A 13,081-nucleotide genomic window follows, 5' to 3' on the forward strand; every position below is an offset into this window, starting at 1 on the left:
CTCAGGCGAACTCACAAGTCACTCCGCCGCCACCGAGCGTGGCGTGCACACGCTGGAGGGTTTCCCCGGTGGTCATGGCATCCAGCAGGCGATCGGCAATCAGCGGCAGTACGTGCAGGTCCAGCAAGTGATCGATCAGGCGCGCACCGCTATCGCTTTGGGTGCAGCGTTCGGCCAAGTGATCGACGAGGCCCTGCGAGTAAGTGAAATCCAGCTGGCGACGGTTCAGGCGCTCGCCCAGACGACCGAGCTTGATTTCGATCAGCTCGCGCAGCACCGGACCACCGACCGGGTAGTAAGGCACCACGCGCATCCGCGCCAGCAGTGCCGGTTTGAAGTGCTTGATGAGCACTGGACGAATGGTTTGCTCAAGTACCTCGGCAGTTGGCCGCGCACCGTTTTCGCAGAGCTCGCTGATACGGTCGCTCCCCAGGTTAGAGGTCATCAGAATGAGTGTGTTGCGGAAGTTGATCTCACGCCCTTCACCGTCATTGACTACGCCCTTGTCGAAGATTTGATAGAACAGATTGAGCACGTCCGGGTCGGCCTTCTCGACTTCATCGAGCAGCACGACCGAATAGGGCTTCTGCCGCACGGCTTCGGTGAGCATGCCGCCCTCGCCATAGCCGACGTAGCCTGGCGGTGCACCGATCAGGCGCGAAACGGTATGTTTTTCCTGGAATTCGGACATATTGATGGTGGTGATGAAACGATCACCTCCGTACAACAAATCAGCGAGGGCCAGTGCGGTTTCGGTCTTGCCGACGCCACTGGGGCCCACCAGCAGAAACACACCCTCGGGCGCATCGGGATTGTTCAGGCCCGCCGCAGTAGCGCGCATCGAGCGATCAAGGGCGTGAATGGCCTGTTCCTGACCCCGAATGCGGGTACGCAGTTCATCAGCGAAGCTGGCAACCTTGGCATTATGCTCACGGGCCAGCTGCGCCAGCGGCACGCCGGTCCAGGCACTGATCACTTCAGCCACAAGCCGCGGGCAGACCTCAAAGCTCACCAGTCGCTCTTTGACTTGCATCTCGGTCAGCGCTTGGTGAGTTTCGTTGAGCGTCGCTTCCAGTGTTTCGACGCTTTGCGCTTCGTCTACGGGCAGGGTTTCGATCACGGTGACTTCGGCGTCGTCATCGACCATCACAGGCGGCTCTGCGTCGACGGCTTCACGGGCCTTGGCCAATTGCCGGCGCAGTTCCAGCAGATGTTCAGCCAATGTTTTCTGTTCGGTCCAGAGGGCTTCCAGCGCGACCCTTTCGGATTCGGCCTGGCTCAGGCGTGCGTCCAGCAAATCCAGCGCTCCGCGCTCGATCAGCAGACCGGCCTCGGCATCGCGGCGCAGGGCCTGGCGTTGACGGCCACCCTCAGCCAGCTCGCCGCGCAGCCGCTCCAGGCTTTGCGGCGCAGCAGCAAGGCTGATGCGCACTCGGGCGCAGGCGGTGTCCAGTACGTCGACAGCTTTATCCGGCAGTTGACGACCCGCGAGGTATCGAGCGGACAACTCGGCAGCGGCGACCACTGCGTCATCACGCAAATAGATACCGTGGCTCTTCTCGTATACCCGAGCAAGGCCACGAAGGATGGTCACCGCCTCGCTGACGGTTGGCTCGTGCAATTGCACCGGTTGGAATCGGCGGGCCAGCGCCGGGTCTTTTTCAAAGTACTTTTTGTACTCCACCCAGGTGGTTGCAGCGATGGTACGTAACTCTCCTCTGGCCAACGCCGGTTTAAGCAGATTGGCGGCGTCGGAACCGCCGGCATTGCCACCCGCGCCGATCAGGGTATGGGCCTCGTCGATGAACAGGATGATCGGCCTGGGCGAAGCCTTGACTTCGTCAATCACACCTTTGAGGCGACGTTCGAATTCACCTTTCACGCTGGCACCGGCCTGTAACAAACCCATGTCCAGAGACAGCAACTCGACGCACTTCAATACCTGCGGCACTTCACCGGCAGCAATGCGCGAGGCAAGGCCTTCGACGATCGCCGTTTTACCAACGCCCGCTTCGCCAACCACGATCGGGTTGTTCTTGCGGCGTCGAGCAAGGATGTCGACCATCTGCCGGATCGAGTCGTCGCGGCACAGCACCGGGTCAAGCTTGCCGTCACGGGCTTGTTGGGTCAGGTTGTGGGTAAAACGCGGCAGCAGTAGCTCACTCGATCCGATCGGTTTGCCGCTGTCCAATGGTTCTTTGCGGGATAAGGCGAACGCTTTCAGACGGTCGATATTCAATTTGGCCAGCAGCGGCTGGTAGCGACTGCCGGCATAGCGCATCGGATTACGCAGCAACGCGAGAATCAGTGCAGCCTGTTCGACCTGGGTCTGGCCCAGTTCAAGGTTGGCAACCAGCAAGGCGTCTTGCAGCCATTGCACCAGTTCCGGAGCGAATACCGGGTTGCGCGAAGCGCTGTGCTCGACCCGGCTTTGCAGCACGGCACTGAGTTCACCAGCATCGACTTCAGCATCCTGCAAAGCGCGGGCAAGCAAGCCTTGCGGACGTTCCAGCAACCCCAGCAGCAGGTCTTCGATAAGGATCTTGCTGCCGCCACGCGTCACACAGCGCTCGGCGGAACTTTCCAGGTCACGACGGGTTTCGGCATCGAGCGCCTGGATAAGCTTTTGCAGGTCTACGTTAATCATTTGTCAGCTGTCCTTAATGAATTTTGCTGCCCAGAGTCACCACGCCGTCCGCTTTTTCGCGACCGAGCCAACTGGTCCATCCCAAGCGACAAGCGTTTTGCTCACCAATACGCAGTTCGCGAATTTCATCCCGGCGCAGCATCAGGCGTATGTCGTAATCGAGCGGGTCACGCAGGGTGAATCGCACCAGCGCACATAGCGGCTGGTAGCCGAAACCAATCGGCAGGAATTCATGAAAGCGCTGCCAGTCCAGTTCGCGAATGTGGATCCGGAACTTGCCGCTGCGATCACGAACGCTCTCCCCCAGCACCACGTTTTCACCCAGCGCGGTATTGACTTGTCCCAGGCGATTACGTTGTTCGTCGAGAATGTCCACATGGCGCTCAATGCACTGTTCAATGGTCAGATCGGCGTGCTTGAAGTAGTAACGCAGCACCGCTTCAATCAGCGCAGCCGAGTGCGCACGCAAACTGAGCAAGCCCAGATATGGCAGCAGACGCTTCCAGTTCAGCTCCCGGGCTTGGCGGATCTCTTCACCACCGAGGCCGATCAGGGCAAATAGCCGGGAGGAAAAAGGGTCGAGGGCACCGCTCTCGAAACTGGCGCGGTAGCGATATTTTTTCCAGATCGGCAACATCAGTCGTTGCAAGCGATGGTGGAACAGGTCGAGGAAGTTGCGGGTCGGGTTGCCGTCCTCGCTGTCGCCCAAGGCCTGTTCCGCGTAAAACGCCGGCAGGGGCGATCCTGAACCAACCAGCCCGATCAAGTTGAAACGCAAGCGAGCGCGCATCAGCCCGTCTTCGTGAAAGAACTCAACGCGATCAATATCACTGCCTGGAAACCCCAGACTGGGATTGGCCTGGAATTCCAGTTGGTCGTACAAATCGTCCTGGCTGAGATAAGGGTGCGCTTCGCGTAGTCGGTCAACGACCAACAGCACGGCCTGAAACAGCGAGTATTCGCGTATACCTCGAGTCAGCCCGCTTAAAGAAGCGGTTGCAGGCCCATACGTGGTGTCCATTGATACACCTCTCCCTGTGTGCTCTTTACCCGCAGCTCGTGGTACGAATTGAGGCTGGCGTAAAGTGCGAAAAACTCGTTAAGCACCGAAGCAAAAACAAACAGGTCGCCCTCGCCGATGTACCCTTGGGGGTCGATGGTCAGCTCGGTACGCAGTCCACGAACCGGTAACCCTCGGTGCAATCGATCGACGTATTGGTGTTTGATCGACTTGAGGCCGCTTAGCAGGCGTTCGCTGACTTTGGCCGCGTGCTGGTCGTAATAGCGCGGCAGGTCATAGGTTTCGAGAATGACCTTCAGTGCGTTGACGTCAGCCAGCGACAGATAGTTAAGCGACATATTGCTGATCAGCTTCCAGAGGAAGTCACGATTCAGCGGCGGCGCGAAGCTCGAAGTGGCGGGGGTAATGTTTCGAAAGCTCAGGAACTCCGGCGTCTGCTCACAGGCCCGTTTGATGTCGCCAGGCTTGAGCTTGCGCGGCAGGTTCTGGTTGGTGCACATCAGCTCGACCGACAGGGTTTCATGGGCCTGGGTGTGACGAACCCCGAAGCTCAGGTAAGTGTCGAGGCCGTCGTGCAACGAAGAAGCGCGCTGGAGAACGCTGTAGTGAGGACGGCTGGTGGGCACGTCAAAACTAGGGTCGTGCTCGAAGGATTCGAACGCAACATACGCCTGATAACCGAGTCCGCCGGGTTTCCAACCCGTGACACTTTCCACGGAAAATACACCGCAGCTGTCCAGGTCGTACTTGGCGGGTAGCAGCAGGTACTCGTCCTGTTTGCCATCAAGACGAATCGGCAGTGCATCGTGGCGGAACAGATTAACGATGGGCGTACAGTGAAGCTTCACGTTATCCAGGGACGGACGCATGCGCAGGACTCCACTCTTGCGGATGTCAAAGCGCAGCTCCAGACCACGGACCTGTTTGAGAATGTCAGCCGGCAAAGACTTGAGCAGGTCCAGGCCGTTGATATCGACGAACAGGAATTTGTCCTGGAAGGCAAAATACTCTTGCAGGTAGCGATAACCGCGGAAGGTGTTCAGCGGATAGGGAATCAACGCTTCTTCTTCAGCAAAACCCACCGGCTGCACGCGGTCGCCGGGCATCTTGAATGCCATAGACACGCCGTTGACGCCGCCAATCGGGTTGCCGACATCGTCCAGTGGAATCAGCTCGATGCTTTCCAGGTTACGCAGCAGACTCAGGTACAACATCTGACTGATATAGCGCTCGCCGGCAAAGTGCAGTCGCAAGCGGCGTAATTCCAGCTCACCGAGGTGACCGTCGGCGCTCATCTCCAGACGCAGGCTCAACAGCGAGCCGTCGCCCTTCACCGAGTAATTCAGCGCAATCAGGTCCAACGCCAGGACTTCAGTCGGGTAACAGGTGCGAAAGCGGCAATGCACGTCATCTATCGGCTCGCTTTCCACCGGTGTATCGCGCTCGACCATCAATGCCGGACCGGAACGTTTCAACGGATCGAACTGCAAAATGCTGAACGCCGGCAGCGGCCGCATATAGTTGGGCCATAGCAGTTGCATCAGCGAATGGCTAAGCTCCGGCAACTCGTCATCGAGCTTCTGGCGCAGACGCCCGGTCAAGAACGCAAACCCCTCCAGCAACCGCTCCACGTCGGGATCCCGCCCGGTCTGCCCGAGAAAAGGCGCCAGTGCCGGACTACGTTCGGCGAAGCGACGACCTAACTGACGAAGTGCCGTGAGTTCGCTTTGGTAGTAGTGGTTAAAGGACACGGAGGACCTGCCTGGTTTTGGATCTCATGAAAAAAGGCTTGAATGCCCGACTGCCGAACAAATCACCCACGGCCACAGGGTCCGGATAACACCTCGATTCAACGGTGTTCATGGCTATTCGATTCCTGCCTTTTTGGATGTCAGGACATGCGCGTTTCATTGGCTGACCTTGACTTGACCGCTGCCATCCAGGCACGCGGTAAAACTGACCTGTCGCTTGAAACCGTCCACTTCCAGCAGGCCTTCGATACTGAAGGCCAGCCGAAGCTGATCGTGTTCACGCGGCAGGGAAATGACATGCACTGCGCTCAGGCGTGGCTCGTAGGCTTCGATGAAACTTTCGATGGCCGTACGGGCCTGACTCAGGGAGTCGTGCAGGCTCAGACGCATGTCATTAAGATCGGGGAGCCCGTAATCGGACAGCGTTTGCACGCTGCCCGCACGGGTGCTGAGCATCTTGGCCAGATGGGCAGCCACGGATGCCATGGCCGAGACCTCGCGACTCCAGCCGGCGCGGCCGTCTGCGTCGCCCCCCAGGCGCTCGAAAAGGCTGCCGTATCCAGTCATGAGTCAGGCTCCGTTTACTCTTTGTCCAGCTTGCCAACCAGCGACAAGGTGAAATCGGCACCCATGTATTTGAAATGCGGGCGCACGTTCAGGCTGATGCGGTACCAGCCTGGCTCGCCTTCGACATCACTGACGATGATCTCGGCTGCGCGCAGCGGGCGACGGCCACGCACTTCGGTGCCAGGGTTTTCCTGATCAGCGATGTACTGGCTGATCCACTTGTTGAGTTCACGCTCCAGGTCAGTGCGCTCCTTCCACGAACCCAGTTGCTCGCGCTGCAGCACTTTCAGGTAATGAGCCAGGCGGTTGACGATCATCATGTAAGGCAGCTGGGTGCCAAGCTTGTAGTTCAACTCCGCCCTCTTGCCTTCCGCGCCTATGCCAAAGAACTTGGGCTTTTGCACCGAACTGGCGGAGAAGAACGCCGCGTTGTCGCTGCCTTTGCGCATGGTCAGGGAAATGAAGCCCTCCTCGGCCAGTTCGTACTCACGACGGTCGCTCACCAGAATCTCGGTAGGAATCTTGGTTTCGATTTCGCCCATGCTTTCGAAGTGATGCAACGGCAGGTCTTCGACTGCCCCACCGCTTTGAGGGCCAATAATGTTCGGACACCAGCGGAACTTGGCGAAACTGTCGGTCAGCCTGGTAGCAAATGCATACGCGGTATTGCCCCACAGGTAGTGCTCGTGGCTGTTGGCGACGGTTTCTTTGTAGACGAACGATTTGACCGGGTTTTCTTCCGGATCGTATGGGTTACGCAGCAGGAAACGCGGCACGGTCAAGCCAACGTAACGGGCGTCTTCCGACTGGCGGAAACTCTGCCATTTGGCGAATTGCGGGCCCTCGAAGTGATCCCTCAGGTCCTTCAGGTCCGGCAGACCAGTGAAACTGTCCAGACCGAAGAATTTCGGGCCGGCCGCAGCGATGAACGGTGCGTGGGACATGCAGGCCACGCTGGACACGTACTGCATCAATTTCACGTCCGGCGAGCTTGGGGACATGAAGTAGTTGGCGATGATTGCGCCCACCGGCTGACCACCGAACTGACCGTATTCAGCGGTGTAGACGTGCTTGTAAAGACCCGACTGCATCACTTCCGGCGAATCTTCGAAGTCGTCCAGCAGGTCGTCCTTGGAGACGTTGAGGATTTCGATTTTGATGTTTTCGCGGAAATTGGTGCGCTCCACCAGCAACTGCAGGCCACGCCACGATGATTCCAGAGACTGGAAGTCCGGGTGGTGGAGGATTTCATCCATTTGACGGCTGAGCTTGGCATCGATCTCGGCGATCATGCGGTCAACCATGGCTTTCTTGACCGGCTCACCGTTGTTCTGCGGTTTGAGCAGCTCCTCGATGAAGGCCGACACACCGCGCTTGGCGATGTCGTAGGCTTCGTCGGCCGGAGTCAGGCGGGTTTCGGCGATGATGCTGTCGAGAATGCTGTATTCGCGGTTCTCGTTGCTGTTCTGCTGCGCTGCACTAGTGGTCATTGTCTTGGCTTCCTTGGCTGATGGGGACTCAGGCGTCCTGGGCTGCGGCGTTCAAGCCCAGCTCACCCAGTACGCGACCGCGGGACTCATCGTCGGCGAGCACGCCTTCGATGGCTTTGCGGAACGCAGGCGCGTTACCCAGCGGGCCTTTGAGGGCCACAAGCGCGTCGCGCAGGTCCATCAGTTTTTTCAGTTCGGGCACCTGCTTGACCAGCGAGGCCGGGTTGAAGTCCTTCATCGAGTTGACGCGCAGTTTCACCGCCAGTTCTTCAGTGCCGCTGTCTTCCTGAAGACGGTTCGGCACGCTCAAGGTCAGCTCCAACTCCTGCTTTGCCAGCACTTCGTCGAAGGTCATTTTGTCGATGCTGATCGGCTTGCGATCTTCGACTTTGCGTTCGTCCCTGCGGTGGGTGTAATCACCGATTGACAGTAGTTTCAACGGCAGTTCGATCTCTTCCTGTGCGCCACCAGTGGCAGGCTTGAAAGTGACGTTGATGCGTTCCTTGGGGGCTACCGAGCCTTCTTTGGCCATGGCTTTTCTCCTTGCGGTTGTGGCCCTGGGGCCTATTGGAGTACCACTTCAAGATCGAGGTGGCACAACCTGCGATAAACCTCTTCCTTGCGCTCACGCACAGCATGGTTCTGCGGTAACAACTCGCAGCAGCTATGCAGCAAATGCAGCACTTCGAGCACAAGATCAGGCTCCCAGGCGCTGACTCCTGAGTCCTGTAATGTCTGGTCGAGGGTTTCGAGTTGGGTCTTGGCCAGCTCGTATTTCTTGGCCATGAAACACAGCCGCGCGAGGGCGAACTGCCAGAAGAATCGGAAGCGCCCGCCCTGGGCACTTTGCAGGCCCTGCTTGAGGATCTGCACGGCAGCCTTGAGGCCGTCCTTGCGCAGGATCGGCAGGGCTTCCTCCAGGGCCAGCTCCCAGGCCGGCAGGGTGTCGGTTGCTTCAACCTTGCGCGGCGTACTGGCGGTTTGCAGATGCGGCATGACATTGGCACTGATCCAGGCGCGGGTGGCGGGATCGGCGAACGGTGTACCGTCGTGGAAACGCAGTTCGATGATGCCGGGCAGACGCCGGATCAAAAGCGCGAAGTGCACTTCCACCTCGCGCATGGCCAATTCAGCGTTCAGTCCTTGCAAGCATTCCCAGACCATTCGCTGGCCATCGAACCAGAAGGGCGCGTTTGCCAGGCTTGCCTCCAGGTCAACCAGCAGGTCTGCGTATTTGCCCTGATCATAGCGATCCTGATAGTGCTTGAGTTTGTCCACCAGCAGCCCGCGCATCACGGTAATCTGCTCGGCGTCGCGCTCGGGAATCGCGTCGATGGACAGCCACGACAGCGTGCGATTGAGGCGCAAGGCGCGCACATCAGTGGCTTTTTGCTTAAGCCACCAGGCACACAACGGACGGGCGCTTTCCAACTGAGCCCGCAAGGCCTTTTGAGCCTCTTTCTCGTTATCGATTGGCGCGCCAGGCGCGAACAACTGCGTAGCAACCTGTTTGACCTGCGCAACCGCAGCCCCCACCAGGCCGGTCTCCGACGGGCTGTCGGCGGCGCGTTGGACCCTGTTTTTCAGACGACGGCAAATCGGCAACAGCAGTGGCGCGTCATCGCCCAAATGCTCGGTACATGCAGCATCAAGACCCTCAAGGTGTTCGACCAGACGACGAAACAGCGGCAACTGTTCTTTGATCGCGATATTTTCACCTAGCACCTGCTCAAGGCGCGCCACCAGCCAGGTGAGAGCCGCGGTGCGGGTGCGTGACTTGCCCGGGTGGATCTCACTCCAGTGGTTCTCACACAGATAGCGCAGAAATCCGAGGCCAGCCAATAACCCGGAGAAGGACTCGCACCGGTACAGACCCCAGGTCAGCCAAGCCCCAACGCGTAAATCCTTGGACTGGGTGCGCAGCAGGGTTTCACTGTTTTCACAGACTTTCCGCCAATCGGTCTGGCCGCTCTCATGGATGGATTGGGCTTTACCCAGCTCGCTCTCCAACGCTTCATATTCGCTGGAAAAACGAACGTCCTCGCCCGCAAAAGCCTCATTGGAAATAGAGGTTTTTGCGAGTTCAAGATAGTAAGCAGAAAGTTCACTGGAGTAGGACATCCATACCCTTTGATAAAAATTGCCGCGCTTTAACGCCATCACTGCGAGCGTGCTGTATTCATGGACACGCCTGCGAATTTATTCCACGCCGATGCCCCAACGAATTTTATTTAGAAAGCCATAAAGATCGCGCCTTTCATCAAAACACAGAAAAACATCAACCTATATCTAATGAGAAATAGTGATTTGTTCTAATTCAACTCACCTCACCCGGCAATTTCAGAGCATGCCGGAGCGAGTGAAATGGATGAAGCGAATCATTCGGGAGATATTACGATCATTGTGACAAATGAAGGTGTAGGACTATTCCGAGAACCCGCTAGGAAAATTCCTTAAACTGTATTTTTTGCGAAGAAACAACTTAATAGCGAACTGCGTAGAGTGCGCAAAAAATTGCACGTTAAATTGTGGACAACCCTGTAGATGAATTTCTGCAGGGCTTGTATTTCATCACACACAGACACGTGCGCAAGAAGTTGTGCAGATCTGTGCAACTTTTTGCGCACTTTTCACCGACACCATCTGTATCAATCAGGAACTGAAAATTCGTTTTTCTCTGTATAAGCCTGATAAATAGGGAATTTAATTTAACTGGCATAAACCTTGATCGTAGCTTTGGAACCCACGACGCAATAAAGCCTGTGGGTTCCCTAATTTCAGCAAGGAGAGTATCCATGGCTATGCCCGCCTATATGACCATCAAGGGTACGACGATGGGTAATATCACTGAAGGAGCTTTCACCGTTGAGTCGGTCGGCAATATCTACCAGGAAGGTCATGAAGACGAGATTATGATTCAGGCCTTCAGCCACGAAGTGATCATTCCTCGCGATCCGCAATCAGGCCAACCGACCGGTCAACGCGTTCACAAACCGTTCAAAATCTCTAAGGTGTGCGACAAAACCTCGCCACTGTTGATGCAAGCATTGACTACCGGCGAACTCTTGAAGGAAGTTACCATCAACTGGTACCGCACCTCGGCGACATCTTCTCGAGAGCTCTACTACATCACGAAACTTGAAGACGCGATCATCGTCAACATCAAGGGCTATATGCATAACTGCCAGGACCAGACGACCGCGCACTTGACGCAGATGGAAGACGTGGAGTTCAGCTACCGAAAAATCACCTGGGAACACAAAATCGGCAATACCGAAAGCTCTGATGACTGGCGCACCCCCGCCGCTGCAGGCTGAAACTGACAGGTGGTTTCACGGCATCGACCTTTTTAGCGGTTGATGCCGTTTAAGGCGCCCTCCCAATCGACCATCAAGCCTGAGCCGCACGCACCTTCTCTGCGTTCAGTTCTTCCTTTCGCACAAACCGGTTCGCCCGCGCAAACGTGCCGAAATCATTAAACCGAACCCCCATTTCCCGCATCACCTTATGCCCCACCGGCACGGTCAGCTGGCGAATGTAGAACGGTTCCTTCACCACAAAGTGATGGATGCCATGACTGCTGCCGAAGTTGAAGCAGAACGCCTGCAACGGCCACAGCCACCAGGCGTTCAGCACCTGGCACTGTTGCATCACGTTCCCCGGCTCGATGTCGCCGTAGTAGTGCATGTTCGAGCTGATGAAGTGCAGGCAGAACGTGCGCAGCACGTTCGGGCCGATGATCACCACCGCCGCGATGTCGATCACGCTCATTACCGACAGCGTGGTCGCCGACCATTCAATCGGGGTGCCCAGCAGATGCGCGATGCCGTTTGCGGCGTGGAAGCCGAGAAACGCGTACCACGCCCCCCAATGCACCAGCGCCAACGGCGCATAGACCTTCAGCGTGCGTTTGATGATGCTGAATTTGTGGGCCCAGGTCTTGGCCCGCAACATGCGAATAAACGCCGACATGACGTTGTCGCCGACCATTAGCAGCCGCGCCAAGCCCCAAGGCTCGCCATTGGTGATCGCACGCTCTTCCATGTCGGTCTCGGAGCCGGAGACCTTGTGGTGGTTGAGGTGCAGGTGACGGCGAATCCAGGGGTTGATGGTGCTGGGTCGCGCCAGCCAGACCAGGCCCATCATCAGGTTGTGCGGCGCCTGCTGTTTGCGGAAGTACATGCTATGGATCAGGTCGTGCTCAAGTTCGTGGGTCAACGAAGCGAAGAACGCATTGAGCAGCAGACACGCCCACCAGGCCATGTGCCCGGTGATGTAGAGCGCCGCCGAACCGATCATCCCGGCCAAGGCGAAGGCCAGGATGCCCGCGCCCAGCGCGTCCTGATGCTTGAGTATCGGGTAGCGCTGACGCAGTTCGACGCCCTTGGCCAACACCACTTCACGAATATGCGCTGATCGCTGCGCTGCATTCAGTCGTTGGGGACTTGCAGAAGTACCGTGCATGCTTCCATCCTCTGGTTATTGATGTTCGCATCCTGCCCGCTTCACACTCCCGAAGCGGTAGCCGTGAACGCCAACCTGTTGACCGGAAGCGCCAATCAGCATGACTGAACCGACCTCCCTCGCCAGCTGGACCCGCGCCCTGCGCAAGCAACTCGACGCCCTGGGCCTCGACAGCACCGCCCTGTGTCGCCAGGCCGGGCTCGATCCGCAATGGATGGACGACCCGAACGCCCGATACCCGTTATCCGGTACCACGCGCCTGTGGGAACTTGCGGTGCAAGCCAGTGGCGACCCGGCGATTGGCCTGCGTGTCTCACGTTTCGTCAGCCCCACCACCTTTCACGCCCTCGGTTATGCACTGGTGGCCAGCGGCAGTTTGCGCGAAGTGTTCGAGCGCATCGTGCGCTATCACCAGGTGGTCAGCGATGCCCTGGAACTGGAACTGACCCGCGGCGAGGATCGTTACCGCTTCCGCCTGAAAGTTCCGATCGGCAATCCGGCCCCGGCCTACGAGGCCATTGATGCGTTCATGGCGATTTATGTGCGCACCTGCCGCAATCGCCTGGGCCGCGACTATGCCCCGTTGGCGGTTTACCTGCGCCGGCCGGAACCTGAAGACTCGCATCAATGGCACAAAGTCTTCCGCTCACCCGTGCACTTCGGCACCGACGAAGACCGACTGGAATTCGCCCTCGTTGACTTCGACAGTCACCTGGACGACGCCAACCCGGAACTGGCCGAACACAACGAAACCGTGCTGAAGCGCGCTTTGGCGCAACTCAAGCCGTTGACCTGGGAGCGCAAGGTCCGCGATGCCATAGAAGAGCAATTGCCGGAAGGTGAACCCAGCGCCGAGCACATCGCCAAGGCCCTTCACCTGAGCTTGCGCAGCCTGCAACGGCACCTGGCGGATGAGGGTTGTCGGTTCGATACGCTGCTCAATGAAAGCCGCGAGAACCTGGCGCTGCTGCACCTGCGTGATCCCCAGGTTTCGCTGAGCGAGATCAGTTATTTACTGGGGTTTGCCGATACCAGCAGTTTCAGCCGCGCATTCAAGCGCTGGACCGGGATGACGCCGGGGCAGTTTCGGGATGGGTTGCGTTAAGGACGTTGAAATCTTCGCTGGTTTTGCCGGCCTCTT

The 13,081-nt window shown here is 57.8% G+C and carries 10 protein-coding genes; 2 read left to right on the forward strand and 8 right to left on the reverse strand.

The genetic code is table 11. The features are described 5' to 3' along the window. Position 1: 1 nt before the first annotated feature. The 7 genes from tssH to tssA all read right to left on the reverse strand — a co-directional run bounded on the left by tssH (position 2) and on the right by tssA (position 9,597). Entirely contained in the window at positions 2-2,647 is a 2,646-nt protein-coding gene (gene tssH / locus ACVWYU_RS07740) for a type VI secretion system ATPase TssH (protein WP_457372360.1), read from the reverse strand. Between the two features lie 13 nt (positions 2,648-2,660). Further along, entirely contained in the window at positions 2,661-3,668 is a 1,008-nt protein-coding gene (tssG, locus tag ACVWYU_RS07745) for a type VI secretion system baseplate subunit TssG (RefSeq protein ID WP_457372361.1), read from the reverse strand. Beyond that, positions 3,632-5,419 (reverse strand): type VI secretion system baseplate subunit TssF, encoded by a 1,788-nt coding sequence (tssF, locus tag ACVWYU_RS07750; protein WP_457372362.1) that lies wholly within the window; start codon positions 5,417-5,419, stop codon positions 3,632-3,634. The genes tssG and tssF overlap by 37 nt, the downstream gene beginning before the upstream one ends. A gap of 156 nt (positions 5,420-5,575) precedes the next feature. Further along, positions 5,576-5,986 carry a type VI secretion system baseplate subunit TssE gene (tssE, locus tag ACVWYU_RS07755; protein WP_248916123.1) on the reverse strand — a complete coding sequence of 137 codons (411 nt, stop codon included), beginning with the start codon at positions 5,984-5,986 and terminating at the stop codon, positions 5,576-5,578. Positions 5,987-6,000: 14 nt separating this feature from the next. Next, positions 6,001-7,476, reverse strand: coding sequence for a type VI secretion system contractile sheath large subunit (gene tssC, locus ACVWYU_RS07760; RefSeq protein ID WP_248916122.1), 1,476 nt, complete (start codon positions 7,474-7,476; stop codon positions 6,001-6,003). A 28-nt stretch (positions 7,477-7,504) separates the two neighbouring features. Then, positions 7,505-8,008, reverse strand: coding sequence for a type VI secretion system contractile sheath small subunit (gene tssB / locus ACVWYU_RS07765; protein WP_457372363.1), 504 nt, complete (start codon positions 8,006-8,008; stop codon positions 7,505-7,507). A 32-nt stretch (positions 8,009-8,040) separates the two neighbouring features. Then, positions 8,041-9,597, reverse strand: a complete 1,557-nt coding sequence (gene tssA, locus ACVWYU_RS07770) for a type VI secretion system protein TssA (RefSeq protein WP_248916120.1) — start codon at positions 9,595-9,597, stop codon at positions 8,041-8,043. A gap of 674 nt (positions 9,598-10,271) precedes the next feature. Between tssA and ACVWYU_RS07775 the strand changes: the two genes are divergently transcribed. Then, the gene (locus ACVWYU_RS07775) at positions 10,272-10,793 is read left to right on the forward strand and encodes an Hcp family type VI secretion system effector (protein WP_248916119.1); all 522 of its coding nucleotides are present in this window, start codon (positions 10,272-10,274) and stop codon (positions 10,791-10,793) included. 73 nt (positions 10,794-10,866) lie between these two features. Here the strand turns inward: ACVWYU_RS07775 and ACVWYU_RS07780 are convergent, their stop codons facing one another. Further along, positions 10,867-11,940 (reverse strand): fatty acid desaturase, encoded by a 1,074-nt coding sequence (locus ACVWYU_RS07780; RefSeq protein ID WP_457372364.1) that lies wholly within the window; start codon positions 11,938-11,940, stop codon positions 10,867-10,869. Between the two features lie 100 nt (positions 11,941-12,040). Between ACVWYU_RS07780 and ACVWYU_RS07785 the strand changes: the two genes are divergently transcribed. Continuing rightward, positions 12,041-13,045: an AraC family transcriptional regulator gene (locus ACVWYU_RS07785; protein WP_247256721.1), complete on the forward strand. Its 1,005-nt coding sequence runs from the start codon at positions 12,041-12,043 to the stop codon at positions 13,043-13,045. The last annotated feature ends 36 nt before the right edge of the window (positions 13,046-13,081 follow it).

The organism is Pseudomonas sp. TE12234 (assembly GCF_054061835.1).